This window comes from Pseudomonas sp. LBUM1658, from assembly GCF_059716055.1.
The window spans coordinates 6549667-6573666 of sequence record NZ_CP166798.1 but is presented as its reverse complement, the minus strand read 5'-3'; the positions used below and the strand labels follow the sequence as shown (position 1 = coordinate 6573666).

General features: G+C 59.3%; 24 protein-coding genes, 1 other RNA gene and 1 pseudogene. 14 read left to right on the top strand and 12 right to left on the bottom strand.

Annotated features, from left to right (window positions below; all coding sequences use genetic code 11):
- The first annotated feature begins 52 nt into the window (after positions 1 to 52).
- Both hemB and ppk1 read left to right on the top strand, forming a co-directional pair.
- Entirely contained in the window at positions 53 to 1066 is a 1014-nt protein-coding gene (gene hemB, locus ACA064_RS30355; protein WP_497671384.1) for a porphobilinogen synthase, read from the top strand.
- Between the two features lie 18 nt (positions 1067 to 1084).
- The gene (ppk1, locus tag ACA064_RS30350; protein WP_497671383.1) at positions 1085 to 3304 is read left to right on the top strand and encodes a polyphosphate kinase 1; all 2220 of its coding nucleotides are present in this window, start codon (positions 1085 to 1087) and stop codon (positions 3302 to 3304) included.
- Positions 3305 to 3538: 234 nt separating this feature from the next.
- Here the strand turns inward: ppk1 and ppx are convergent, their stop codons facing one another.
- From ppx to ACA064_RS30325, 5 genes and pseudogenes are all read right to left on the bottom strand, one after another.
- The gene (gene ppx, locus ACA064_RS30345; RefSeq protein WP_497671382.1) at positions 3539 to 5041 is read right to left on the bottom strand and encodes an exopolyphosphatase; all 1503 of its coding nucleotides are present in this window, start codon (positions 5039 to 5041) and stop codon (positions 3539 to 3541) included.
- A 249-nt stretch (positions 5042 to 5290) separates the two neighbouring features.
- Complete coding sequence (locus tag ACA064_RS30340) at positions 5291 to 6028, bottom strand: amino acid ABC transporter ATP-binding protein (RefSeq protein ID WP_497671381.1); 738 nt, start codon at positions 6026 to 6028, stop codon at positions 5291 to 5293.
- Positions 6015 to 6666: pseudogene (locus ACA064_RS30335) on the bottom strand (amino acid ABC transporter permease). Before ACA064_RS30335 ends, ACA064_RS30340 begins: the two are co-directional and overlap by 14 nt.
- Positions 6663 to 7331, bottom strand: coding sequence for an amino acid ABC transporter permease (locus ACA064_RS30330; RefSeq protein WP_497671380.1), 669 nt, complete (start codon positions 7329 to 7331; stop codon positions 6663 to 6665). Before ACA064_RS30330 ends, ACA064_RS30335 begins: the two are co-directional and overlap by 4 nt.
- A 21-nt stretch (positions 7332 to 7352) precedes the next feature.
- Positions 7353 to 8138, bottom strand: coding sequence for a transporter substrate-binding domain-containing protein (locus ACA064_RS30325; protein ID WP_497671379.1), 786 nt, complete (start codon positions 8136 to 8138; stop codon positions 7353 to 7355).
- 253 nt (positions 8139 to 8391) lie between these two features.
- Between ACA064_RS30325 and ACA064_RS30320 the strand changes: the two genes are divergently transcribed.
- The 6 genes from ACA064_RS30320 to ACA064_RS30295 all read left to right on the top strand — a co-directional run bounded on the left by ACA064_RS30320 (position 8392) and on the right by ACA064_RS30295 (position 14500).
- On the top strand, positions 8392 to 9099 hold the full coding sequence (locus ACA064_RS30320; protein ID WP_497671378.1) for a FadR/GntR family transcriptional regulator: 708 nt from the start codon (positions 8392 to 8394) through the stop codon (positions 9097 to 9099).
- A 123-nt stretch (positions 9100 to 9222) separates the two neighbouring features.
- Positions 9223 to 9552 carry a thioredoxin TrxA gene (trxA, locus tag ACA064_RS30315; RefSeq protein ID WP_007899382.1) on the top strand — a complete coding sequence of 110 codons (330 nt, stop codon included), beginning with the start codon at positions 9223 to 9225 and terminating at the stop codon, positions 9550 to 9552.
- A 247-nt stretch (positions 9553 to 9799) separates the two neighbouring features.
- Positions 9800 to 11059, top strand: a complete 1260-nt coding sequence (gene rho, locus ACA064_RS30310) for a transcription termination factor Rho (RefSeq protein ID WP_019694195.1) — start codon at positions 9800 to 9802, stop codon at positions 11057 to 11059.
- Between the two features lie 141 nt (positions 11060 to 11200).
- The gene (ubiD, locus tag ACA064_RS30305) at positions 11201 to 12667 is read left to right on the top strand and encodes a 4-hydroxy-3-polyprenylbenzoate decarboxylase (protein ID WP_150640683.1); all 1467 of its coding nucleotides are present in this window, start codon (positions 11201 to 11203) and stop codon (positions 12665 to 12667) included.
- On the top strand, positions 12667 to 13635 hold the full coding sequence (locus ACA064_RS30300; RefSeq protein WP_497671377.1) for a CDP-6-deoxy-delta-3,4-glucoseen reductase: 969 nt from the start codon (positions 12667 to 12669) through the stop codon (positions 13633 to 13635). Before ubiD ends, ACA064_RS30300 begins: the two co-directional genes overlap by 1 nt.
- 196 nt (positions 13636 to 13831) lie before the next feature.
- Positions 13832 to 14500, top strand: a complete 669-nt coding sequence (locus ACA064_RS30295; RefSeq protein WP_497671376.1) for a gamma-glutamylcyclotransferase — start codon at positions 13832 to 13834, stop codon at positions 14498 to 14500.
- Here ACA064_RS30295 and glpT read toward each other — a convergent pair.
- Positions 14476 to 15825, bottom strand: a complete 1350-nt coding sequence (gene glpT, locus ACA064_RS30290; RefSeq protein ID WP_497671375.1) for a glycerol-3-phosphate transporter — start codon at positions 15823 to 15825, stop codon at positions 14476 to 14478. The two genes, ACA064_RS30295 and glpT, sit on opposite strands and share 25 nt — an antisense overlap.
- A 329-nt stretch (positions 15826 to 16154) precedes the next feature.
- Here glpT and ACA064_RS30285 point away from each other — a divergent pair, with 329 nt between their 5' ends.
- The gene (locus ACA064_RS30285; protein ID WP_497671374.1) at positions 16155 to 16772 is read left to right on the top strand and encodes an energy transducer TonB; all 618 of its coding nucleotides are present in this window, start codon (positions 16155 to 16157) and stop codon (positions 16770 to 16772) included.
- Between the two features lie 78 nt (positions 16773 to 16850).
- Here ACA064_RS30285 and ACA064_RS30280 read toward each other — a convergent pair whose 3' ends face one another.
- Positions 16851 to 17828 (bottom strand): NADPH:quinone oxidoreductase family protein, encoded by a 978-nt coding sequence (locus tag ACA064_RS30280; RefSeq protein ID WP_497671373.1) that lies wholly within the window; start codon positions 17826 to 17828, stop codon positions 16851 to 16853.
- A gap of 159 nt (positions 17829 to 17987) precedes the next feature.
- On the opposite strand from ACA064_RS30280, the gene ACA064_RS30275 reads away from it, so the two are divergent.
- The gene (locus tag ACA064_RS30275) at positions 17988 to 18395 is read left to right on the top strand and encodes a flagellar basal body-associated protein FliL (RefSeq protein WP_497671372.1); all 408 of its coding nucleotides are present in this window, start codon (positions 17988 to 17990) and stop codon (positions 18393 to 18395) included.
- Between the two features lie 72 nt (positions 18396 to 18467).
- Here the strand turns inward: ACA064_RS30275 and ACA064_RS30270 are convergent, their stop codons facing one another.
- Positions 18468 to 18917 carry an EVE domain-containing protein gene (locus ACA064_RS30270; RefSeq protein ID WP_497671371.1) on the bottom strand — a complete coding sequence of 150 codons (450 nt, stop codon included), beginning with the start codon at positions 18915 to 18917 and terminating at the stop codon, positions 18468 to 18470.
- Positions 18918 to 19111: 194 nt separating this feature from the next.
- Between ACA064_RS30270 and ACA064_RS30265 the strand changes: the two genes are divergently transcribed.
- Complete coding sequence (locus tag ACA064_RS30265; protein WP_497671370.1) at positions 19112 to 19258, top strand: hypothetical protein; 147 nt, start codon at positions 19112 to 19114, stop codon at positions 19256 to 19258.
- A gap of 36 nt (positions 19259 to 19294) precedes the next feature.
- Here the strand turns inward: ACA064_RS30265 and ACA064_RS30260 are convergent, their stop codons facing one another.
- From ACA064_RS30260 to ACA064_RS30245, 4 genes are all read right to left on the bottom strand, one after another.
- Positions 19295 to 19900 (bottom strand): 5-formyltetrahydrofolate cyclo-ligase, encoded by a 606-nt coding sequence (locus tag ACA064_RS30260; protein WP_497671369.1) that lies wholly within the window; start codon positions 19898 to 19900, stop codon positions 19295 to 19297.
- A gap of 92 nt (positions 19901 to 19992) precedes the next feature.
- Positions 19993 to 20171: non-coding RNA, 6S RNA (gene ssrS, locus ACA064_RS30255), on the bottom strand.
- A gap of 30 nt (positions 20172 to 20201) precedes the next feature.
- Positions 20202 to 20522, bottom strand: coding sequence for a cell division protein ZapA (locus ACA064_RS30250; protein WP_150640674.1), 321 nt, complete (start codon positions 20520 to 20522; stop codon positions 20202 to 20204).
- Positions 20519 to 20728: a TIGR02449 family protein gene (locus ACA064_RS30245; RefSeq protein WP_003213954.1), complete on the bottom strand. Its 210-nt coding sequence runs from the start codon at positions 20726 to 20728 to the stop codon at positions 20519 to 20521. The genes ACA064_RS30250 and ACA064_RS30245 overlap by 4 nt, the downstream gene beginning before the upstream one ends.
- A 170-nt stretch (positions 20729 to 20898) precedes the next feature.
- Between ACA064_RS30245 and ACA064_RS30240 the strand changes: the two genes are divergently transcribed.
- From ACA064_RS30240 to ubiH, 3 genes are read left to right on the top strand one after another with little or no spacing between them, the layout of a single operon-like run.
- Complete coding sequence (locus tag ACA064_RS30240; protein WP_497671368.1) at positions 20899 to 21453, top strand: YecA/YgfB family protein; 555 nt, start codon at positions 20899 to 20901, stop codon at positions 21451 to 21453.
- Positions 21454 to 21480: 27 nt separating this feature from the next.
- Positions 21481 to 22815 carry a Xaa-Pro aminopeptidase gene (pepP, locus tag ACA064_RS30235; protein ID WP_497671367.1) on the top strand — a complete coding sequence of 445 codons (1335 nt, stop codon included), beginning with the start codon at positions 21481 to 21483 and terminating at the stop codon, positions 22813 to 22815.
- Positions 22812 to 23999, top strand: a complete 1188-nt coding sequence (gene ubiH, locus ACA064_RS30230; protein WP_497671366.1) for a 2-octaprenyl-6-methoxyphenyl hydroxylase — start codon at positions 22812 to 22814, stop codon at positions 23997 to 23999. Before pepP ends, ubiH begins: the two co-directional genes overlap by 4 nt.
- Position 24000 lies beyond the last annotated feature (1 nt).

The following is a 24000-nucleotide window of genomic DNA, read 5'->3' as shown; positions in this document are numbered from 1 at the left end:
GGGCGCTTATAACTGTCACACTCGCCCGCCAGTGCGGGCTCAGGAGTCTGCCGTGAGCTTTACCCCCGCCAACCGTTTGTTCCCTGCAACCCGCCTGCGTCGCAACCGTCGTGATGATTTCTCGCGTCGTCTGGTTCGTGAAAACGTCCTGACTGTCGACGACCTGATTCTCCCGGTTTTTGTGCTGGACGGTGAAAACCGTCGCGAGGCAGTGGCTTCGATGCCGGGCGTCGAACGCCTGACTATCGACCTGTTGCTCGAAGAAGCGGCGAAGTGGGTCGAGCTGGGGATCCCTGCGCTGGCGCTGTTCCCGGTGACCCCGTCTGAACTCAAATCCCTCGACGCCGCCGAAGCCTGGAACCCGGACGGCATCGCCCAGCGTGCGACCCGTGCACTGCGCGAGCGCTTCCCTGAACTGGGAGTGATCACCGACGTGGCGCTGGACCCGTTCACCACCCACGGCCAGGACGGTATTCTCGACGAAGAAGGCTATGTGCAGAACGACATCACTGTCGATGCGCTGGTCAAGCAAGCGCTGTCTCACGCCGCTGCCGGCGCTCAGGTGGTGGCGCCCTCGGACATGATGGATGGCCGGATCCAGGCGATCCGCGAAGCCCTCGAACTGGCCGATCACGTCAACGTGCGGATCATGGCCTATTCGGCAAAGTACGCCAGCGCTTATTACGGCCCGTTCCGCGACGCCGTGGGTTCTGCGCTGAACCTGGGCAAGGCCAACAAGGCTTCCTATCAAATGGACCCGGCCAACAGCAACGAAGCCTTGCATGAAGTGGCCGCCGACTTGTCAGAAGGCGCGGATATGGTCATGGTCAAGCCTGGCATGCCGTACCTGGATATCCTTTATCGGGTCAAAGAAGAATTTAAAGTGCCGACCTTTGTCTATCAGGTCAGCGGTGAATACGCCATGCATATGGCGGCGATCCAGAATGGCTGGCTGAGCGAAGGGGTTATTATTGAATCCCTGACCGCTTTCAAACGTGCAGGTGCTGATGGCATCCTGACCTACTTTGCCGTTCGTGCTGCTCAATTGTTACGAGAGCAAAAATAGCCCTCCCAGGAACACGTGATGAAAACCGAAGGACTCCTTGAAGTCGCAGTAACAGACGCTCAGCCGGTGGTCGAGCTACTCGTCGAAACCCCGCCGGAGCCGGAAATTCCGCCACTGGCCGTGGCCGAGCCGCAGCCCGCGGCCCCGACGATTGTGCTTCCAAGCCTGGATGACAGTAGCCTGTACATCCATCGCGAGCTGTCGCAGCTGCAGTTCAACATCCGCGTACTGGAACAGGCGCTGGATGAGTCCTACCCGTTGCTGGAGCGGCTGAAGTTTCTGCTGATTTTTTCTAGCAACCTGGACGAGTTTTTCGAAATTCGCGTGGCCGGTCTGAAGAAGCAGATCACTTTCGCCCGTGAACAGGCGGGTGCCGATGGCCTGCAACCGCACCAGGCGCTGGCGCGCATCAGCGAACTGGTACACGGTCACGTCGACCGCCAGTACGCGATCCTCAACGACATTCTGTTGCCGGAGCTGGAGAAGCATCAGGTCCGCTTCATTCGTCGGCGCCACTGGACCGCCAAACTCAAGACTTGGGTGCGCCGCTACTTCCGCGACGAGATCGCGCCGATCATCACGCCGATCGGCCTGGACCCGACGCACCCGTTCCCGCTGCTGGTGAACAAGAGCCTGAACTTCATTGTCGAGCTCGAAGGCATCGACGCCTTCGGTCGCGATTCCGGTCTGGCAATCATCCCGGCGCCGCGTCTGCTGCCGCGGGTGATCAAGGTTCCGGAAGAAGTCTGCGGTGCCGGCGACAACTACGTGTTCCTCTCGTCGATGATCCACGCCCACGCCGATGACTTGTTCCAGGGCATGAAGGTCAAGGGTTGCTACCAGTTCCGCCTGACCCGAAACGCCGATCTGTCGGTCGATACCGAAGATGTGGAAGACCTGGCGCGCGCCTTGCGTGGCGAGCTGTTCTCCCGTCGCTATGGTGACGCGGTGCGGCTGGAAGTGGCCGACACCTGTCCGAAGCACCTGTCCGACTACCTGCTCAAGCAGTTCAACCTGCATGAGACCGAGTTGTATCAGGTCAACGGCCCGGTCAACCTGACGCGCCTGTTCAGCATCACCAGCCTGGACAGCCATCCAGAGCTGCAATACACACCGTTCACCCCGCAGATTCCCAAGCTGTTGCAGAACAGCGAGAACATTTTCAGCGTGATCAGCAAGCAGGACATCCTGCTGCTGCACCCGTTCGAGTCCTTCACGCCGGTGGTCGATCTGCTGCGTCAGGCGGCCAAGGATCCCCATGTGTTGGCGGTCCGTCAGACCCTGTACCGCAGCGGCGCGAACTCGGAAATCGTCGATGCGTTGGTCGATGCGGCGCGTAACGGCAAAGAGGTCACCGCGGTGATCGAATTGCGTGCGCGTTTCGACGAAGAGTCCAACCTGCAGCTGGCCAGTCGTCTGCAGGCGGCCGGTGCAGTGGTGATCTATGGTGTGGTCGGCTTCAAGACCCACGCCAAGATGATGCTGATTCTGCGCCGCGAAGCCGGGGAGATCGTCCGTTACGCCCACTTGGGTACCGGCAACTATCACGCTGCCAACGCCCGCCTGTATACCGACTACAGCCTGCTGACTTCCGATGACGCGTTGTGTGAAGACGTCGGCAAGTTGTTCAGCCAGTTGATCGGCATGGGCAAGATCTTGCGCATGAAGAAGCTGCTGCACGCGCCGTTCACCCTGAAGAAGGGCATGCTCGACATGATTGCCCGGGAAACCCAGTTCGCCCTCGACGGCAAGCCGGCGCATATCATCGCCAAGTTCAACTCGCTGACCGATCCGAAGATCATCCGCGCGCTGTACAAGGCCAGTCAGTCCGGGGTGCGTATCGATTTGGTGATACGTGGCATGTGCTGCCTGCGACCGGGTATCGCCGGGGTCTCGCACAACATCCATGTGCGCTCGATCATCGGGCGCTTCCTGGAACACACGCGGGTGTTCTACTTCCTCAACGGTGGCGAAGAGCAGATGTTCCTGTCTAGCGCCGACTGGATGGAGCGCAACCTCGACAAGCGCGTCGAGACTTGCTTCCCGGTGGAAGGCAAGAAGCTGATTATGCGGGTCAAGAAAGAGCTGGAGCTTTATCTCACCGATAACACTCACAGCTGGAGCCTGCAGTCGGACGGTCGCTACATTCGTAACACGCCGACCGGCAACCAGAACCCGCGTAGTGCCCAGGCAACGCTGCTGGAGCGTTTGGGCAGTCCGATTCTGAGCGTTCGCTGAGGCGGGACGCCGTCTCCCCGGCAACCCTTCTCAAGGGTTGCCGGGGAAACACATCTTTCAAATGCTAACCGGTCCCGTGTAGGAGCTGCCGCAGGCTGCGATCTTTTGAACTTTTCAACAGACAACTCGGTGTCTGAATGGACGCCAGGATCAAAAGATCGCAGCCTCGTTTCACTCGGCAGCTCCTACGCAGCTCCTACGCAGTTCCTACGGGGTATTTTGCAGCGCTTTTGGTTAGCGAACGTTCAGCACGAAACCGACTCGGGTCAGCCACTCCGCTTCCAGCGCGAAGTCGGCCTGAGTCAGCTGGTTCTCATCCAGCCAGTTTTCCGGGAACAGCACATCCAGGCTGCCGCCAGCGGCTTGTAGCTTCACCTGCGGCATTTCCTGGGTGCCGCGGATGTGATGGAACAGAATCGCAAAGCGCAGCAATACGCACAGGCGAATCAGCTTGATGCCTTCATCGCCGAACTCGGCGAACTTGTCCTTGGGAATATTGCGCCGGTGGCCACGCACCAGCAGCGCCAGCATCAGCTGGTCTTCGCGGGAGAAGCCGGCCAGATCGGAGTGCTCGATCAGGTAGGCGCCGTGCTTGTGGTAGTGATAGTGGGCGATGTCCAGTCCGACTTCATGGACCTTGGCCGCCCAGCCCAATAGTTCGCGCCAGACGCCATCATCCAGATCCCAATCGGTTGCCACCTGATCGAAGGCATGCAGCGCCTTGCGCTCGACCCGTGCCGCTTGTTCCCGGTCAACGTGATAACGCTCCATCAGCGAGCCGAGGGTGCGCTCACGGACGTCTTCGTGATGATGACGGCCCAGCAGATCATAGAGAACGCCTTCGCGCAGGGCGCCTTCACAGTGGTCCATGCGTTGCAGTTCGAGGGCGTCGAAGATGGCTTCGAGAATCGCCAGGCCGGCCGGGAAGATTGCCCGGCGGTCAGGCTTGATGCCTTCGAAGTCGATCTTCTCGACATCGCCGAGCTTGATCAGCTTGCGCTTGAGCCAGGCAAGGCCCTGGGCGTTGACCTCGCCAGTGCCATGGCCGCCGGCTTTCAACGCCAGGCCGATGGCGCGGATGGTCCCCGAGGAGCCGATGGCTTCATCCCAGGTCAGGCGGTGCAGGGCGTGTTCGATGCTCATGATCTCCAGCCGCGCCGCGGTGTACGCCTGGGCGTAACGGGCCGGGGTGATCTTGCCATCCTTGAAATAGCGCTGGGTATAGCTGACGCAGCCCATTTGCAGGCTTTCTCGCAGCAGCGGCTCAAAGCGCTGGCCGATGATGAATTCGGTACTGCCGCCGCCGATGTCGGCCACCAGGCGCTTGCCCGGGGTGTCGGCGAGGGTGTGGGAGACGCCGAGGTAGATCAGGCGTGCTTCTTCCCGGCCGGAGATGACTTCTACCGGGTGGCCGAGGATTTCTTCGGCGCGGCGGATGAATTCGCCACGGTTGCGCGCCTCGCGCAGGGCGTTGGTACCGACGATACGGACCGCGCCCGGAGGCATACCGTTGATCAGTTGGGCGAAACGTTTCAGGCAATCGAGCCCGCGCTGCATGGATTCTTCGGTGAGCTGGCGCTCTTCGTCGATCCCTGCGGCTAGCTGGACCTTCTCGCCGAGCCGCTCCAGAATACGGATTTCACCGTTCTGGGCCTTGGCCACGACCATGTGGAAGCTGTTGGAGCCCAGGTCGATGGCGGCGATCAGGGACAGATTCTTGGCTTGGGATTGCGGCATGGTTAAGGGGTCTCGGTCGATAACCTTGTCATCCTGCCACGATCAAACGTCGCCGCCAACGCGCAGATATCAAAGCATTGATCCAACTCAGTAATGTCGGTGACCGCTGCGCGGTCAATCGCGAGCAATCGAGCGTCGACCGGCTGCTCCCACATTGGTTCTGCGTCGTATGCGGGATTAGAGGCCACATAGAACCCCTGTGGGAGCGAGCTTGCTCGCGATAGCGGCCTTGAAAGCGCTGGCGATCCTTCAGCCCGCCGCTTCCACCGTCCCGATAAAACTCGCCAGTTCCGCCGTTTGCGGCTTGGCGAACAACAGTTTCGGGTCACCGACCTCATGCACCTTGCCCTGATGCATGAACACCAGCTTGTCTCCCACCTCGCGGGCAAAGCGCATTTCGTGGGTGACCATGATCAAGGTCATGCCGTCCTTGGCCAATTGCCGGACCACACTGAGCACTTCGTTGACCAGTTCCGGGTCCAGGGCCGAGGTGATTTCGTCGCAGAGCAAGACTTTCGGTGACATGGCCAGCGCCCGGGCAATGGCCACGCGCTGCTGCTGGCCGCCAGACAAACGATCAGGGAAGGCATCGAACTTTTCCCCGAGGCCGACCCGCTCAAGCATCTCCCGCGCCAGCTCGGCAGCCTTGGCCTTTGGCACTTTTTGCACCACCTGTGGTGCGAGCATGACGTTCTCGCCGACGGTCAGGTGCGGGAACAGGTTGAACTGTTGAAACACCATCCCGACCTTCTGCCGCAAGCTGCGCAAGTCGGCGCGAGCGGCGTCCAGGTATTCGCCATCGACTTCGATCACCCCGTCGTTGATCGATTCCAGTCCGTTCAAGGTCCGTAGCAGAGTGCTTTTGCCCGAGCCGCTGCGGCCGATAATCGCCACCACCTGGCCTTCCTCGACGCTCAGGTCGATCCCTTTGAGCACATGGTGTTCGCCGTAATATTTATGCAGGGCGGAAATTCTAAGCAGAGGCATACAGTTTCCTTTCCAGGTAGCGCGCACTGAGGGACAGGGGGTAGCAGAGCAGGAAGTAACCGAGCGCTACCAGGCCGTAGACCATGAAGGGCTCGAAGGTCGCGTTGGCGAGCATGCCGCCGGTCTTGGTCAATTCGGTGAAACCGATGATCGACGTCACCGCAGTGCCTTTGACCACTTGTACCGAGAAACCCACGGTCGGTGCCACGGCAATACGCAAGGCTTGCGGCAGGATCACGTAGCGCAGTTGTTCCAGGGGATTGAGCGCCAGGCTCGACGAGGCTTCCCACTGGCCCTGGGGAATCGATTCGACGCAGCCGCGCCAGATCTCCGCCAGATAGGCGCTGGTGAACAGCCGTCAGGGCAAGCGCCGCCGCCAGCCATGGCGAGATATCCACTCCCAGCAGCGCCACGCCGAAGAACACCAGAAACAGCTGCATCAACAGCGGAGTGCCCTGGAACAGTTCGATGTAGGTGCGGGCGAAGGCCCGAAGGAAAGTCTTGTCGGAAATTCGCAGAGTCATGACCAGTAAACCGATCAGACCGCCGCCGATGAACGCCACCAACGACAGCGCCAGGGTCCACTGCAGACCGGTGAGCAGGTTGCGCACGACGTCCAGGAAGGTGAAATCGCTCATTGGCTGCTCCTCGCAATGTAGCGCCGACCAATCCAGTTCAGCAGCTGGCGGATCATCAGCGCCATGCACAGGTAAACCAGCGTGGTCAGGGCGTAGGTTTCGAAGGCGCGGAAGTTGCGCGATTGAATGAAGTTGGCGGCGAAGCTCAGTTCCTCGGTGGCGATCTGCGAACACACCGCCGAGCCGAGCATGACGATGATGATCTGGCTGCTCAACGCCGGCCAGACCTTGCCCAGCGCCGGTAGAAGCACCACATGGCGGAAGGCTTCGAAGCGGCTCATCGCCAGAGCGGCAGCCGCTTCCAGCTGTCCGCGCGGTATCGCCTGGATGCCCGCTCGAATGATTTCCGTGGAATAGGCGCCAAGGTTGATCACCATCGCCAGCACGGCGGCCTGCCATTCGGAAATCTGTACGCCGAGTGACGGCAGACCGAAGAAGATAAAAAACAGCTGCACCAGAAACGGTGTATTGCGGATCAACTCGACATACACCCCGAAAATGGCGGCGAATGGCTTGATCTGCCAGGCCCGAACCACCGCCCCGATGATCCCCAGGCTGATCCCGAGCACTGCGCCGACGGCTGTCAGCTCAAGGGTGAACAGGGCTCCGCGCAGCAGCAGCCCGGTGTTTTCCAGCACCGGTAAAAAATCGAACTGATATGCCATGGCTAACCTCCGAGGCCGCGATCAGAGATCAGCCGGCAGCGGCTGCTTGAGCCACCGTTGCGAATTTTTTTCCAGGCTGCCGTCGGTCTTGGCCGTGGCCAGAATCTGATTCACTTTTTCCAGGAGTGCCGGCTCGTTCTTGTTCACGCCGACGTAGACCGGCGAGTCCTTGAGTTTCACCTTCAAGGCGGGAATGCGCTTGGGGTTACGTTCGCTGATGGTGACCATCACCACGTTGCCGCTGGCAATCAGGTCCACCTGCCCCGCGAGGTAGGCGGCGATGGTCGAGTTGTTGTCTTCGAAGCGCTTGATCGTCACGCCTTGCGGGGCCACGGCGGTCAGATCGATGTCTTCGATGGCGCCACGGGTGACACTGATGGTTTTGCCTTTGAGGTCGTCCAGGCTGTTGATGGCTGCATCGGGCGGGCCGAACACCGCGAGATAGAAGGGTGCATAGGCGTGGGAGAAGTCGATGACTTTTTGCCGTTCAGGGTTTTTGCCGAGGCTGGAGATCACCAGATCGACCTTGCCGGTGGTCAGGAACGGAATGCGGTTGGTGCTGTTGACCGGGGTCAGCTCGAGTTTGACCTTGAGCTGTTCGGCCAGCAGCGCAGCAGTGTCGATGTCCAGGCCGCGGGGCTTCATGTCCGGCCCGACCGAGCCAAAGGGTGGGAAGTCCTGTGGCACTGCGACCTTGAGGATCCCGCGCTTGACCACCTCTTCCAGGCCGTCGGCGTGAGCGGGGGACTGGCTCAGCATCAGGCTGGCCAACAAGGCAGTGAGCAGGGCGCTGCAACGCTTGGTCATGGGAACTCTCCGAATCCAGGGAAGTGATTTCTGAGTTCGGACTTTGCACAGCCCATGCCAGTTGCCTCGACATGCGCTGGCGAGCAGGGTTTGTCTGGGGTTTGGCGGTATTACTGGTCTGAACAGTTGAAGGGCTTTTTGCTCCGTTAAAGCGCATCGTCCGGCAGGCTTGACTCCGCTTGGGGCGTGACTTGCAGTCAAGCGCCAATAGCTTTACAACTAGCCGGTCACTGGCCTGATTCTCAAAAAAACCATGAATTTGATCTCCCGCGCCGTACCCGAAGTGGCTCTGCAAGCCATTCGAAAATTGATCACCGAACAAGGCTTCTGCCCGGGAGATGTGCTGCCTTCGCAGCGGGACCTGGCGTTGCAACTGGGGGTCAGTCGGGCGTCGTTGCGTGAGGCCTTGTCGTCCTTGAGCGCGCTGGGGGTAATCAGTGTGCAGCCGGGCAAGGGCGTGTTCGTGCAGTCGCCGATCGACCTTCCCCGCAGCGAATCGGCTGGGTCCTGGCCTTTCGCAGCCCAGGCCTCACCGGTGGATATTTTCCAGTTGCGTTATGCCCTGGAAGGTTTTGCCGCAGGTCTGGCGGCGGTGACGCTGACGGCGGATGAACTGGATGCCCTGGAGGACAATGTCGAGGCGATGCGTAAAAAACTGCAAGCCGAAGATTTTGACGCCGCGGCGCGGCTGGACTTCGAGTTTCATCGCACAATCCTGCTGGCCAGCGGCAATCAAGCGATGTTGAGCATCCTCAGTTCCAGCGCCGAGCTGTTTCTGGAGAGTCAGAAGCTACCGTTCATCCGGCCCGAGCGGGCCATGGAAACCTGGCAGGAACACCGCAAAATCCTCCGGGCCCTGGCGCGCCGGGCATCCGGCGCTGCGCAGAAGGCCATGCAGGCGCATGTGCGCAATGCCGCCCTGCGCACCGGGATTGTCATCGCAATTCCCGCAACGTCCTGAGTTGAGCTATACCCAAACTCATGCGCGACCATAGTGAGAGTCGATCACCTGCGGCTTCCTGAACGGGGGAAGGGCGGCTATGATGGGCAACGTTTTTATTTTGCTTACAACCCGGAGACATCCATGAGCAGCGATCTTATCAAGCACGTCACCGACGCTAACTTCGAAGAAGAAGTACTTAAGGCCGCTGGCCCTGTGCTCGTTGACTACTGGGCTGAATGGTGCGGCCCTTGCAAAATGATCGCCCCGGTTCTGGACGAAATCGCTGGCACTTACGCCGGCAAACTGACCGTTGCCAAACTGAACATCGACGAAAACCAGGAAACCCCGGCTAAACACGGCGTGCGTGGCATCCCGACGCTGATGCTGTTCAAGAACGGCAACGTCGAAGCCACCAAGGTCGGTGCGCTGTCGAAGTCGCAACTGGCTGCCTTCCTCGACGCCAACATCTAAGCGCGTTGTCGAGAGTCATGAAAAAAGCCCCGCATATTGCGGGGCTTTTTCATGAGAGAGGGCTAGACGCTCTGAAACTCAGGTGGTACATTCGGCCCCGCACTGGTTTCTCCTTTGCCCCCTGCAAGCCGTCGCCGACGCTCTCCTTTTCGATTAGTACGCGATCCTGTCGCCTTCTCTGCGGCGCGGCCTCATTAAGCCAAAAGCTTAATTTCCCCCCCTCCATAAATGATTACGTCATTCCTATATGAATCTGACTGAACTCAAGCAAAAGCCGATTACCGAACTGCTCGAATTGGCCGAACAGATGGGCATAGAAAATATGGCCCGTTCGCGCAAGCAGGACGTGATTTTCTCCCTGCTCAAAAAGCACGCTAAAAGCGGTGAGGAAATCTCCGGTGATGGCGTGCTGGAGATTCTCCAGGACGGCTTCGGCTTCCTCCGCTCTGCTGACGCTTCCTATCTTGCCGGCCCAGACGATATCTATGTCTCGCCAAGCCAGATCCGTCGCTTCAACTTGCGCACCGGTGACACCATCGTTGGCAAGATCCGCCCTCCGAAGGAAGGCGAGCGTTATTTCGCCCTGCTGAAGGTCGACACGATCAACTACGATCGTCCCGAGAACGCGAAAAACAAGATTCTCTTCGAGAACCTGACCCCGCTGTTCCCGACCGTGCGGATGAAGATGGAAGCCGGCAACGGTTCCACTGAAGACCTCACCGGCCGTGTGATCGACCTGTGTGCGCCGATCGGTAAAGGCCAGCGCGGCCTGATCGTCGCTCCGCCGAAAGCCGGTAAAACGATCATGCTGCAAAACATCGCAGCGAACATCGCCCGTAACAACCCGGAAGTTCATCTGATCGTGCTGCTGATCGACGAACGTCCGGAAGAAGTGACCGAAATGCAGCGTACCGTACGCGGCGAAGTGGTTGCCTCGACGTTCGACGAGCCGCCAACCCGCCACGTGCAGGTTGCCGAAATGGTGATCGAGAAGGCCAAGCGCCTGGTTGAACACAAGAAAGACGTGGTGATCCTGCTTGACTCCATTACCCGTCTGGCTCGTGCCTACAACACCGTGATCCCGAGCTCCGGCAAGGTCCTCACCGGTGGTGTCGATGCTCACGCCCTGGAGAAACCGAAACGTTTCTTCGGTGCTGCGCGAAACATCGAAGAAGGCGGCTCGCTGACCATCATCGCTACCGCGCTGGTTGAAACCGGCTCGAAGATGGACGAAGTGATCTACGAAGAATTCAAAGGCACCGGCAACATGGAACTGCCTCTGGATCGCAAGATTGCTGAAAAACGCGTGTTCCCGGCGATCAACATCAACCGTTCCGGCACCCGCCGTGAAGAGTTGCTGACCGCTGACGACGAGTTGCAGCGCATGTGGATCCTGCGCAAGCTGCTGCACCCGATGGACGAAGTCGCGGCCATCGAGTTCCTGGTCGACAAGCTGAAACAGACCAAGACCAACGATGAGTTCTTCCTGTCGATGAAACGCAAGTAAATCGCAGAAAGTCAGCAAAAGCCGGGGAAACCCGGCTTTTTGCTATCTGATTTTTGATGAACTGGCAGTTCAGTGTTCTGAACAGAGGGGTTCGGCGCTAAACTGCCTGCCCCGAACGCCACGGCCAAACGAGGCTCACGCATGCAGTATCGCGACTTGCGCGACTTTATCAGCGGCCTGGAACAGCGCGGCGAACTCAAGCGCATCCAGGTTCCGGTGTCCCCTGTACTGGAAATGACCGAGGTCTGCGATCGCACCTTGCGCGCCAAAGGCCCGGCCCTGCTCTTCGAAAAACCGACGGGTTACGACATTCCGGTGCTAGGCAACCTGTTCGGTACACCCCATCGCGTTGCCTTGGGCATGGGTGCCGAAGCAGTCAGCGAACTGCGGGAAATCGGCAAACTGCTGGCCTTTCTGAAAGAGCCGGAGCCGCCGAAGGGGTTGAAGGATGCCTGGTCGAAGTTGCCGATCTTCCGCAAGATCATCGCCATGGCGCCGAAGGTCGTCAAAGACGCGATCTGCCAGGAAGTGGTCATCGAAGGCGACGACGTCGATCTGGCCATGTTGCCGGTGCAGACCTGCTGGCCTGGCGATGTCGGCCCTCTGATCACTTGGGGCCTGACGGTCACCAAAGGTCCGAACAAGGACCGACAGAACCTCGGCATCTATCGCCAGCAGGTCATCGGTCGCAACAAAGTCATCATGCGCTGGTTGAGCCATCGTGGCGGCGCGCTGGACTATCGTGAGTGGTGCGAGAAGCATCCGGGCCAGCCGTTCCCGGTTTCCGTGGCGCTGGGTGCGGATCCGGCGACCATCCTCGGAGCGGTTACGCCAGTGCCGGACAGCCTTTCCGAGTACGCCTTCGCCGGCTTGCTGCGGGGGAACCGTACCGAGCTGGTGAAATGCCGTGGCAACGACCTGCAAGTCCCAGCGACTGCCGAGATCATCCTTGAAGGCGTGATCCACCCGGGCGAGATGGCTGACGAAGGTCCGTATGGCGACCACACTGGCTACTACAACGAAGTCGACAGCTTCCCGGTGTTCACCGTCGAGCGCATCACCCATCGAATCAAGCCGATCTACCACAGCACCTACACCGGTCGTCCGCCGGATGAGCCGGCGATTCTCGGCGTGGCGCTGAACGAAGTATTCGTGCCGATCCTGCAGAAGCAGTTTCCCGAGATCACCGACTTCTACCTGCCGCCGGAAGGTTGCTCGTACCGCATGGCCATCGTCACCATGAAGAAGCAGTATCCCGGCCATGCGAAGCGGGTAATGCTCGGTGTCTGGTCGTTTTTGCGACAGTTCATGTACACCAAGTTCGTTATCGTCACTGATGACGATATCAACGCCCGCGACTGGAACGACGTGATCTGGGCCATCACCACGCGCATGGACCCCAAGCGCGATACGGTGATGATCGACAACACGCCGATCGACTACCTCGACTTCGCCTCGCCGGTTTCCGGCCTGGGGTCGAAGATGGGGCTCGATGCCACGCATAAATGGCCTGGTGAAACCACTCGTGAGTGGGGCCGGGTTATCGTCAAGGATGAGGCGGTCACCCGCCGGGTCGATGCCATCTGGAATCAGTTAGGAATAGATTGATGCGTGTAACCTTGCAGCCGTCCGGAGCAGTGCTTGAGATATTGCCCGGTGAGCGGATCCTCGATGCGGCACGACGCCTGGGCTATGAATGCCCGCAGAGCTGCCGCAATGGCAACTGCCATGTGTGTGGCGCGCTGCTGGTAGAAGGGCGGGTCGAACAGGCTGGTGGTGTTCGTGATCACGGCGAGTTCTACACTTGCATAGCAGAGCCGCTGGAAGACTGCATCGTGCTGTGGGATGGCGTGCTTGCGCTGGGAGAATTGCCGGTGCGCAGTTTGTCGTGTCAGGTCACTCAATGCATTGAAGTCGGCGGTGATACCTGGCGGGTCCGGCTACGGGCGCCAGCCGGCAAGCTGCCGCGCTATCACGCCGGCCAGTACCTGATGATCGAGCGTGAGAATGGTGACAAATCCGCCTTCTCATTGGCCTCCGCCCCGCATTCCGGACGTGATCTGGAAATCCATGTGCTGGCGCGCGAAATCAGTGCGTTGAGCCTGATCGAGCAACTGCAGCGCAATTCCATGGTGCGGATCGAAATGCCGTTCGGCGATACACACCTGGCCGAACTGCCGGATGGCCCATTGGTGCTGATCGCCGCTGGCACCGGTATGGGACAGATCCACAGCCTGATCGAACATTGCCGGTCCGAGGGCTTCAAGCATCCGGTGCACCTGTACTGGGGCGTGCGGCGGCCAGAAGATTTCTATGAAATCGAGCACTGGGATGAGTGGTTGAAGTTACCCAATCTGTTCCTGCACAAAGTCGTCAGTGATCTGTGCGGCTGGGAGGGGCGCTGCGGCATGTTGCATGAGGCGGTCTGTGAAGACATCGCTGACCTGAAGTCGGTGCATGTGTATGCCAGCGGCTCGCCGGCGATGGTCTACGGCACCCTGGACGCCTTGGTCAACGCTGGAATGGATGCTCATCAGATGCGGGCTGATGTATTTGCTTACGCGCCGCGATCTTGATCCGCCCAATTCTATATAACCCCCCATATAGCCTTTCGGTATTTATCCAATCGAATAAATATCGTTAGGGTATATACATAAGTCCGCGAAAGTTATTGGCACTCAACTTGCCTTGAAACTTATGTGCCTCGGGGTTTCAGCGGCGCGTTCTATTAAGTAACTCTTTTAATACGCGAGGAGCTGAACGCAATTCGCCATGACAGCCATCGAACCTGCTTTTTTGCATCCGCCATACCCGCCGCGGCTCGATCTGGGACCGCAGCTCACTCACGAGCAGTTAATGAGCTCGATGCAGGCGACCATGGGCCGGCACAAGGGTGGTCCGGTCTGGTTGTTCGCTTACGGCTCACTGATCTGGCGTCCTGAATGCTCGGCGGTCGAGCGGGTACGTGGGCGAGTGCACGGTTATCATCGCGGTTTGTACCTGTGGTCTCACGAGCACCGTGGTACCCCGGAAATGCCAGGACTGGTATTCGGTCTGGATCGTGGCGGTTCTTGCAGCGGCTTCGCCTATCGCTTGCCGGAAGATCAGCTGGAAGCGTCGCTCTACGCCCTTTGGCAGCGCGAGATGCCGTTCCCGTCCTATCGCCCGCATTGGCTCAACTGCCGTCTCGAAGACGGAAGTCAGGTTCAGGCCTTGGGATTTGTGTTGGAACGGCACCTGCCCAGCTATGCCGGCAATTTGCCGGATCATGTGCTGAGCCAGGTGTTCGAAAGCGCTAGCGGGCGTTACGGCACCACCCGCGATTACGTCGAGCAGACCGTCAGCGCCCTGCGTAGCCACGCCATGCCAGACCGGAATCTGGAGGCGCGGCTCAAGCGCTGCAAATCAAACGCGGATCAAGCGATCGCTTCGCGGCTCTGACTGGCGACCTGCTTGTGCCCCAGAGTTGGCGCCAGGAAGGCCATGGCCAGCAGGCAGGCACTGACCAGCAGCACAAAGCCGCCATCCCAGCCAAAGTGGTCCACGGTGTAGCCCATTGCTGCACTGGCCGCGACCGAACCTCCCAGATAACCGAACAGGCCCGTGAAGCCGGCAGCGGTGCCTGCGGCTTTCTTCGGTGCCAGCTCCAGCGCCTGCAGACCGATCAGCATCACCGGACCGTAGATCAGAAAGCCGATGGAGAGCAGTGCGATCATGTCGACTGTTGGATTGCCCGCCGGGTTGAGCCAGTAAACCAGGGTCGCCACGGTCACCAGCGCCATGAACACCATACCGGTCAGGCCGCGGTTGCCACGAAAGATCTTGTCCGACATCCAGCCGCACAGCAACGTGCCGGGGATTCCTGCCCACTCGTAGAAGAAGTAGGCCCAGGAAGTTTTATCCACAGTGAAGCCTTTGGCTTCCTTGAGGTAGGTCGGCGCCCAGTCCAGCACGCCATAACGCAGCAGGTAGACAAAGACGTTGGCCATGGCGATGTACCAGAGCATTTTGTTGCGCAGCACGTATTTGACGAAGATTTCCTTGGCGCTGAATTCGTCTTCGTGGCTGGAATCGTACCCTTCCGGATAATCGTTCTTGTACTTCTCGATTGGTGGCAGGCCCACCGATTGGGGGGTGTCGCGCATGGCAACAAAAGCGAACACCGCCACCAGCAACGCGACGGCCGCCGGCACATAGAACGCCGCATGCCAGTCGTTGAACAAGCCCATACCGAGCAGGAACAGCGGGCCGATCAGGCCACCGCCGACGTTGTGCGCAACGTTCCATACCGATACCACGCCGCCGCGTTCCTTCTGCGACCACCAGTGCACCATGGTCCGGCCACTCGGTGGCCAGCCCATGCCCTGAGCCCAGCCGTTGATGAACAACAGAATGAACATCATGGTTACGCTGGACGTCGCCCAAGGCGCGAAACCAAAAACAAACATTACCCCGGCCGACACCAGCAAACCGAACGGCAGGAAGTAGCGCGGGTTGGATCGGTCCGACACCAGACCCATTAGGAATTTGGACAAACCATAGGCGATGGCAATCGCCGACATCGCCAGCCCCAGCTGACCACGGCTGTAGCCTTCGTCGATCAGGTACGGCATGGCCAGGGAGAAGTTTTTGCGCAGCAGGTAATAACCCGCATAGCCGAAGAAAATCCCGGCGAAGATCTGCCAGCGCAAGCGGCGGTAGGTGCTGTCTATTTTTTCTTCAGGCAATGGAGCCTGATGTGCGGCAGGACGAAAGAAAGCAAACATTCAAAGGCTCCAGATTTCTTGTTTTGACTGCGGATGCGAATATTACAGTTTCGTTACCGAAAATAGCATCGCTTCTCATTGTCGAAACAGCGGAAATCAGAGGGAATGCATGTTCCTTTACGAACATGTCGCTCAGGCGTAAGCAGAGGGCGGTGTGGGAATTGTTACCCACCCATATTTTCTGGAGGTGTTTAGTGCAGCGTGGGACTTGGCGTTAGGAAATCTCCTTCATTCAAAGGAGAAGCCATGGCATTTGCCGTGTCCCCGCACTGTTTTAACCTTTAGCACTCTTGCCAGGTTTGGCATCTGAGTCGCGAAGGGTGGCGGTTATGCAGTTTTGGCTTGGGGTTGTTTTAGGATTTTTTATCTTTATCGATAGCGCGACGGCGGAGGCCTTTTTGATTCCAGAGCACACTCCCAAGCCGGATTATCCCAGAGAGTTGTTCCGCAAAGGCGTCACGGGTGACGTCCGGGTTGCATTTACCACCCATGCCGATGGCTCAGTCAGCAAAGTGAAGGCGCTGGAGAACGCTCATCCGCAACTGGCCGAGGCCGCCCTGGCCGCCGTTGGGCAGTGGCGCTTCAGGCCGTGGACGGTCGATAGCGATAACCCCGCCGAAGTGGAGGTTGTCGCGCCGATGGCTTTTCGAGTCGACCTGGATTTACCCATTCACTTCAATAAATGGATCAAGAAATGGAGATGCCGAGACTTTAATGAGGAGGCGCTTCATTACCCGGAGTCATCGTGGGTCGATATGCCTGCGTTCCATTACACCCGAGGTTATCTGTCGAACGTGTTTTACACCAAGCAATTGCCGGAAGCCGAGCGTCTGGCATTGATCGCCCGGCTCAATCGAAGTGTGCCGTACATTGTGAGGAATTGCAGCGGCAGTCCTACCTCCAGATATGTGCGTTTCCTGCCGGAGGAAATCCGCAAATTACTGTAGGGGTGGTCGAAAAAGCGTCACTGCGGTCTGAACGACGTCATCGGACGTTCAGGCCGCTTGTGCGAACTCAGCGGCGATTCAGCGAACCTGCACCACCACCTTCCCAACCGCCTTGCGCTGGCCGAGGTCATTAATGGCTTGAGCTGCGTTGTCCAGTGGATATAGCTGCGACACCAACGGCTTCAATTTGCCCTCTGTAAACCAGCCAAACAACTGCTGGAAGTTCGCTGCGTTGTCTTGGGGCTGGCGCTGGGCGAATGACCCCCAAAACACGCCAACTACAGCTGCACCTTTGAGCAGCGCAAGGTTTACCGGCAGTTCCGGAATGCGCCCGCTGGCGAAGCCGACCACCAGCAGCCGGCCATTCCAGGCGATGGCGCGGATGGCCTGGTCGAACAGGTCGCCGCCGACCGGGTCGTAGATCACGTCGGCGCCTTGGCCGTCGGTGAGGCGTTTGATCTCGTCTTTCAGACTGGTTTCGCTGTAGTTGATCAGCTCATCGGCACCGGCGGCCTTGGCGACGGCGAGTTTCTCGGCGCTGCTGGCGGCGGCGATGACCCGGGCGCCCATGGCTTTGCCGATTTCCACGGCGGCCAGACCGACTCCGCCGGAAGCGCCGAGCACCAACAGGGTTTCGCCGGGTTGCAGGTTGGCGCGTTGTTTCAGCGCGTGCATCGAGGTGCCATAGGTCATGCTGAATGCGGCGGCGGTGTTGAAGTCCATGGCCGCGGGAATCGGTAGAACGTTGTAGCCGGGCACCGCGACCTGTTCGGCGAAGCTACCCCAGCCGGTGAGGGCCATGACCCGGTCGCCGACCTTGAGGTGGCTGACCTTTTCGCCCACCGCGCTGACTACGCCGGCCGCCTCACCGCCGGGGGAAAACGGGAAGGGCGGTTTGAACTGGTACTTGCCCTCGATGATTAGCGTGTCCGGGAAATTCACCCCGGCAGCGTGCACGTCCAGCAGGATCTCGTTCTTCTTCGCTTGAGGACTGGCGACTTCTTCCAGCACCAGCGTTTCGGCAGGGCCGAAGGCTTTGCACAGCACGGCTTTCATCGGGGCTATTCCTTTGGGAGTGATGGCCGATAAGTGTAGGTGTGTGAATCAAGCGGTCAACGAGCATGCCCGGCCCTGATAGTCAGCCATAAGCTTTGTGCTTTGGCTCAGACAGACGGGTCGTTATTCTAGCCCGCAAAACCGGATAAGGAGCGAACTGTGAAAGCGTGGATCATGTTGATGCTGGCCCTGTCTCTGCCAATGGCAGCGATGGCCGAAGAAGCCAAAGAGGGTGCGGCACCGAAGGTAAGCTACATCAGCCTGAGCCCGCCCTTCGTGGGTAATTACGGTCTGGATGGCGGCCCGAAACTCAGGGTGTTCAAAGCCGATGTGGCGTTGCGGGTGACAGGCGATGAAGCGGCGCAGGCGGTAAAGGCCAATCAGCCCTTGATCCGCAATCAGTTGGTGGCGTTGTTTTCCCAGCAAACCACCGAGGCCATGAGTAACGTTGAAGCCAAGGAAAAGCTCCGTCAGGAGGCCCTGAAGCAAACCCAGCAAGTGATGAATGACGAAACCGGCAAGCCGATGGTGGACGACCTGTTGTTCAACAATTTGATCATTCAATAGGAGCTTCGGTGTCTGGGCGGGCCCTATCGCGAGCTTGCTCGCGATGAGGCCAGTACAAGCAACGAGTACTCTCTAGCGCAACGCCAAAACCGCCGCCCATTGCTCGGCGGTTACCGGCATCACCGACAGACGACTGCCTTTCTGCACCAACGGCAACTCGGTCAGCGCGGTCTGTTGTTTCAGATAACCCAGGCTCAGGATTTTGGGGAAGGTTTCGACATGAGCGACGTTGATCGCGCTCCACGGATTCTTCTCGGCATTGGCTTTCGGGTCGAAATACACGCTTTCCGGATCCAGTGCGGTCGGATCCGGATAGGCCGCCTGGACAATGCGCCCGATACCGGCAATACCCGGCTCAGGGCAACTGGAGTGATAGAAGAAAAACTCATCGCCTACTGCCATGGCCCGTAGAAAGTTGCGCGCCTGGTAGTTGCGGACTCCGTCCCAGCGCGCTTCGCCGAGGGTCTCCAGGCCCTTGATCGAGAGTTCTTCGGGCTCGGATTTCATCAGCCAATAGGCCATTGTTGTTGCTCCTGGAGGGGGAGTGGACAGGTTGTCCGGCAATTTTATGACAAACCGACGGTCGGTTGACGCCAGCATTTGCGTGTCGGTTCACGTTACCGCAAAATGCCGGCCTTCTTAGCTTGACGCTGCTGCACGGCCTATAACAAACCGTTGCTGTCATCGTGTGTGATTTGCCTGAAGGGGGGCAATCGATGAAACGCAAACCGGATTTACTATGGATTTTGGTTATTTTGTTCGGTTTGGGCGTCGTGACCACGGGTTATGCGCAGAGTCTGTGGTCGCCCCAGACCGAGGCCCCGATTGCCGTCGCTACGCAGCAGCAACCCGTCAAGCATTGACAGTGTTTTATCCGACGCCGCTGACTCCAGTGGCGTCTACCCGGCGAAATACCACTTCTTGTCCGTAACCGTTCCTTGCAGCGGTACATCCCAGCTCGCCTGATCGAGTCGATCGACTTTCTGACATTCATGAGCCAGTCCCAGCAGCGTCGGCTTGCACCAGGTTTTGCGACGCGCCAGATACGCCAGGCTACGGTCGTAGAAACCGCCGCCCATACCCAAGCGTCCGCCGAACTCATCAAAACCCACCAGCGGTAACAACACCAGATCCAGGGCCCAGACCTTGCGTTGTCGGGCCGTGTTGAATCGTGGTTCGGGAATGCCGAAGCGATTGGGGCGAAACTTTTCCCCGGGGCGAATGTGTTGGAACACCATCTTGGTCCGCGGCCAGGCGCTGAGCACCGGCAGGTAGGTGATCTTGCCCCGACGCTGCGCAGCGCGCAGCACCAGGCGCGGATCAATTTCACCGTCGGCGGGTAGATACAGCGAGATGTGTCTGGCCCGGCGAAACAGCGGGTGCTGTGCCAGTTGTCGATAAAGTCCGCGGGCCGCCTCGCGTTGTTCACAGGGCGTGAGTTCGCGGCGGGCTGCGCGCAGCATGCGTCGAAGTTGCGGGCGGGAAAGCGGCGCAGGTTCGTTCATGGATTCTGGCTGATCAGGATCGAGCGCGGCAGGATGGCGTACTCGTTAAAAACCACTGCCAGTTTGTAAAAACTGGCAGTGGGCAGGAATTCAGGCTCCCCGGATGAACCGCTGTCGACTTAGCCCTTGAACCCGAAAGTTCAAGGTGGAAGATGCAGTAGGCCTTAAGGCTTTCCGTCTAGCGGACATGCACACCGGCCCAACGTGCAACCTCCAGGGTAGTGCGAATCGGCTCAGGGACATCGCCAACTGGCAAGCACCCCAGGGAGTGGCGCGAGTATACCGCAACCACCCTCAGGAATCAGCCCTTGGTGACATCCGAATCGGTGGCGAGCACCAAATCGACACGTTCCAGCAGGTCGCGGACCTGCTCGCGGGTCGAGCCGCCGCTGGCCTGCACCTCAGAGCGCTCCTGGTTATGCAGCAGGTCATGGGTGATGTTCAGCGCAGCCATCACCGCAATGCGATCGGCACCGATAACTTTGCCGCTGCTGCGGATTTCACGCATCTTGCCGTCCAGATAGCGGGCGGCGCTCACCAGATTGCTGCGCTCTTCCTGGGGGCAGATGATCGAATATTCTTTGTCGAGGATCTGCACGGTAACGCTATTGTTTGAACTCATGAGTCTTGCTCCAAGGCCTTGAGGCGCGAAATCATGGATTCGACCTTACGCCGGGCGATTTCGTTCTTTTCAATGAGGTGAGCGCGTTCCTCGCGCCAGGTCTTTTCTTGAGCTAATAAGAGTCCGTTCTGACTCTTTAGTTGCTCGACCCTGTTAATTAGCAGTTCGAGTCTAGCCATCAGCGCTTGCAGGTCGGTGTCTTCCATTGGGTTCCACTGGATTTGTCTGATGAATGGCACTGGCTAGGGTCATTTGACATCTCTGACGAAGACCCTAGGCAAACGAGTTGGCGCCCTCGATAGTCTTGGCGCGTCTGCCGATGCTAGGATACAAGGCCTTCATTCTAGACATTGCGCCGCTTGGCGCCTAGCAGCCCATGCCCATTCAGAATTCCCCGTATCACGCGTTCGCCACACTGCTCACCACCAGCGGCCATCCTGTCTCGCCTGCCGAACTGCATGGCCTGTTGCTGGGGCGCAGTTGCGCCGGCGCCGGTTTTGAAGCCGACAGCTGGTTGGCCGATGCCGCCGAGCTGCTCGAAGGCGAGCCACAAGACAACGTCCGCAACGCCTTGATCGGCCTGCAGGAAATGGTCAAAGGCGAACTGACCAGCGACGACATGACTGTTGTGCTGCTATTGCCGTCCGATGACGCCCCGCTGACCGAGCGTGCCGAAGCCTTGGGCCAGTGGTGCCAGGGTTTCCTCGCCGGTTTCGGTCTGACCTATCGTGACAACGCCTTGAGCGCCGAAGCCACGGAAGTATTGCAGGATCTCGCGGCCATTGCCCAGGTGCAAGACGCCCTGGAAGAATCCGACGACGGCGAAAGTGACTACATGGAAGTTATGGAGTACCTGCGGGTTGCGCCATTGCTGCTGTTCACCGAGACCACCAAACCAGCTACAGCGCCTGCAAAGCCTTCGCTGCACTAATCGTTTGTCAGGGAAATCCATCTGCCCATGATTCATATCCCGAAATCGGAATACAGCCGTCGCCGCAAGGCGCTGATGGCGCAGATGGAACCCAACAGCATCGCAATTCTGCCGGCCGCCGCCGTGGCGATCCGCAACCGTGACGTCGAGCATGTCTATCGTCAGGACAGCGATTTCCAGTACCTCAGCGGTTTCCCCGAGCCTCAGGCAGTGCTGGTCCTGATGCCCGGGCGTCTACATGGCGAATACCTGCTGTTCTGCCGTGAACGCAACGCCGAACGCGAGTTGTGGGACGGTTTTCGCGCCGGGCAGGAAGGCGCGATTCGCGACTTCGGTGCCGATGATGCCTTCCCGATCACCGACATCGACGACATCCTGCCGGGGCTGATCGAAGGCCGCGACCGGGTCTATTCGGCCATGGGCAGCAATCCCGAATTCGACCGCCATCTGATGGACTGGATCAACGTGATCCGCTCTAAAGCTCACCTCGGCGCCCAACCTCCGAACGAATACGTTGCTCTGGATCATCTGTTGCACGACATGCGCCTGTATAAATCGTCGGCAGAAGTGAAGGTGATGCGCGAAGCTGCGCGGATTTCCGCTCAGGCACATATTCGGGCGATGCAGGCCAGCCGTGCCGGTTTGCATGAGTTCAGCCTGGAGGCGGAACTGGATTACGAATTTCGTAAGGGTGGGGCAAAAATGCCGGCCTATGGCTCGATTGTCGCCTCGGGGCGTAACAGTTGCATCCTGCATTACCAGCAGAACGATGCGCTGCTCAAGGACGGTGACCTGGTGTTGATCGATGCCGGTTGCGAGATCGACTGCTATGCCAGCGACATCACCCGGACCTGGCCGGTCAGCGGCAAGTTTTCCCCTGAGCAGAAAGCGATCTACGAGCTGGTGCTGGCTGCCCAGGAAGCGGCATTTGCCCAAATCGCCCCGAACAAGCACTGGAACCAGGCTCATGAAGCCACGGTTCGGGTAATTACCACGGGCTTGGTGGACCTTGGTTTGTTGCAGGGTGACGTCGACGAGCTGATCGCCAGCGAAGCCTATAAGGCTTTTTACATGCATCGCGCCGGTCACTGGCTGGGGATGGATGTGCATGACGTCGGCGAGTACAAGGTCGGCGGCGAGTGGCGGGTGCTGGAAGTCGGCATGGCGCTGACGGTCGAACCGGGCATCTACATTGCACCGGACAATCAGAACGTAGCGAAGAAATGGCGCGGCATTGGCGTGCGCATCGAGGATGACGTGGTAGTGACCAGGCAGGGCTGTGAAATTCTGAGCAGAGGCGTGCCAAAAGCGGTGGCCGAGATCGAAGCGCTGATGGCGGCTGCGCGGGCTCAGGCGGCATGAGTCGAGTCAATCTGGCAATCATTGGTGGTGGCCTGGTCGGTGCCAGTCTGGCGTTGGCCTTGCAGGCGGGAGCCAAGGTCCGCGGCTGGAAGATCGTGCTGATCGAACCTTTTGCCCCCGGCGACAGCTTTCAACCGAGTTATGATGCCCGCTCCTCGGCGCTGTCCTACGGTGCCCGGCAAATTTATCAGCGGCTGGGCCTGTGGCAGGAAATTTCCCGCCGTGCCGAGCCGATTAAACAGATCCACGTCTCCGATCGCGGGCGGTTTTCCACCGCACGGTTGTCGGCCATGGAGGAGGGCGTTCCGGCGCTCGGTTATGTGGTGGAGAACGCCTGGCTCGGCCAATGCCTCTGGCAAGGCCTGGACAAGGACGTGATCAGTTGGCGCTGCCCGGCCGAAGTCACGTGCATGGAGCCTCTTGAAGATGGCTACCGCCTGACCCTCAACGATGAAACCACCCTCGACTGCGATCTGGCCGTGTTGGCCGATGGCGGCCGTTCGGGGCTGCGCGAGCAACTGGGGATCGGCATTAAACAACGCCCGTACAACCAGAGTGCGCTGATCGCCAACATCACCCCGAGCGAGTCCCATAACGGCGTGGCCTTCGAACGCTTTACCGATGATGGTCCGATGGCCTTGTTGCCGCTGCCGGATAACCGCTGTGCGCTGGTCTGGACCCGTATCGGCATGGACGCCAAGCGTCTGGCGAGCCTTGATGAGCGCAGCTTTCTCAGCGAGTTGCAGGGCGTCTTCGGTTATCGCCTGGGCACTCTCAAGCAGGTCGGCGCGCGGCATCTTTATCCGTTGACGCTGGTGGAGGCCGAAGAACAGGTTCGTCCGCACCTGACGATTCTGGGCAACGCCGCCCACAGCCTGCATCCGATTGCCGGTCAGGGTTTCAACCTGTCGCTGCGTGATGCCCAGGCATTGGCCGATGCCGTGCTGGGCAGCGAGAGCGCACCGGGCGACTTCGCAACCTTGCAGGCCTATCGGGAGCGGCAATGGCTGGATCAGCAACTGACTATCGGTTTCTCCGATCAGGTCACCCGTTTGTTTGGCAGCGCGCAACCGTTGGTTGCTCTGGGGCGCAATATCGGCTTGCTCGGCCTCGATCTGCTGCCACCGGCCAAACGCTGGTTCGCCCGACAGGCCATGGGCCTGGGCACCCGTCCCGGTGCTTGAG

Bases quoted from the DNA above. Each gene is read 5' to 3' on its own strand.
- ppk1 (WP_497671383.1), top strand. From the start codon at position 1,085: ATGAAAACCGAAGGACTCCTTGAAGTCGCAGTAACAGACGCTCAGCCG.
- ppx (WP_497671382.1), bottom strand. From the start codon at position 5,041: ATGCCGCAATCCCAAGCCAAGAATCTGTCCCTGATCGCCGCCATCGAC.
- ACA064_RS30340 (WP_497671381.1), bottom strand. From the start codon at position 6,028: ATGCCTCTGCTTAGAATTTCCGCCCTGCATAAATATTACGGCGAACAC.
- ACA064_RS30330 (WP_497671380.1), bottom strand. From the start codon at position 7,331: ATGGCATATCAGTTCGATTTTTTACCGGTGCTGGAAAACACCGGGCTG.
- ACA064_RS30325 (WP_497671379.1), bottom strand. From the start codon at position 8,138: ATGACCAAGCGTTGCAGCGCCCTGCTCACTGCCTTGTTGGCCAGCCTG.
- ACA064_RS30320 (WP_497671378.1), top strand. From the start codon at position 8,392: ATGAATTTGATCTCCCGCGCCGTACCCGAAGTGGCTCTGCAAGCCATT.
- trxA (WP_007899382.1), top strand. From the start codon at position 9,223: ATGAGCAGCGATCTTATCAAGCACGTCACCGACGCTAACTTCGAAGAA.
- rho (WP_019694195.1), top strand. From the start codon at position 9,800: ATGAATCTGACTGAACTCAAGCAAAAGCCGATTACCGAACTGCTCGAA.
- ubiD (WP_150640683.1), top strand. From the start codon at position 11,201: ATGCAGTATCGCGACTTGCGCGACTTTATCAGCGGCCTGGAACAGCGC.
- ACA064_RS30300 (WP_497671377.1), top strand. From the start codon at position 12,667: ATGCGTGTAACCTTGCAGCCGTCCGGAGCAGTGCTTGAGATATTGCCC.
- ACA064_RS30295 (WP_497671376.1), top strand. From the start codon at position 13,832: ATGACAGCCATCGAACCTGCTTTTTTGCATCCGCCATACCCGCCGCGG.
- glpT (WP_497671375.1), bottom strand. From the start codon at position 15,825: ATGTTTGCTTTCTTTCGTCCTGCCGCACATCAGGCTCCATTGCCTGAA.
- ACA064_RS30285 (WP_497671374.1), top strand. From the start codon at position 16,155: ATGCAGTTTTGGCTTGGGGTTGTTTTAGGATTTTTTATCTTTATCGAT.
- ACA064_RS30280 (WP_497671373.1), bottom strand. From the start codon at position 17,828: ATGAAAGCCGTGCTGTGCAAAGCCTTCGGCCCTGCCGAAACGCTGGTG.
- ACA064_RS30270 (WP_497671371.1), bottom strand. From the start codon at position 18,917: ATGGCCTATTGGCTGATGAAATCCGAGCCCGAAGAACTCTCGATCAAG.
- ACA064_RS30265 (WP_497671370.1), top strand. From the start codon at position 19,112: ATGAAACGCAAACCGGATTTACTATGGATTTTGGTTATTTTGTTCGGT.
- ACA064_RS30260 (WP_497671369.1), bottom strand. From the start codon at position 19,900: ATGAACGAACCTGCGCCGCTTTCCCGCCCGCAACTTCGACGCATGCTG.
- ACA064_RS30250 (WP_150640674.1), bottom strand. From the start codon at position 20,522: ATGAGTTCAAACAATAGCGTTACCGTGCAGATCCTCGACAAAGAATAT.
- ACA064_RS30245 (WP_003213954.1), bottom strand. From the start codon at position 20,728: ATGGAAGACACCGACCTGCAAGCGCTGATGGCTAGACTCGAACTGCTA.
- ACA064_RS30240 (WP_497671368.1), top strand. From the start codon at position 20,899: ATGCCCATTCAGAATTCCCCGTATCACGCGTTCGCCACACTGCTCACC.
- pepP (WP_497671367.1), top strand. From the start codon at position 21,481: ATGATTCATATCCCGAAATCGGAATACAGCCGTCGCCGCAAGGCGCTG.
- ubiH (WP_497671366.1), top strand. From the start codon at position 22,812: ATGAGTCGAGTCAATCTGGCAATCATTGGTGGTGGCCTGGTCGGTGCC.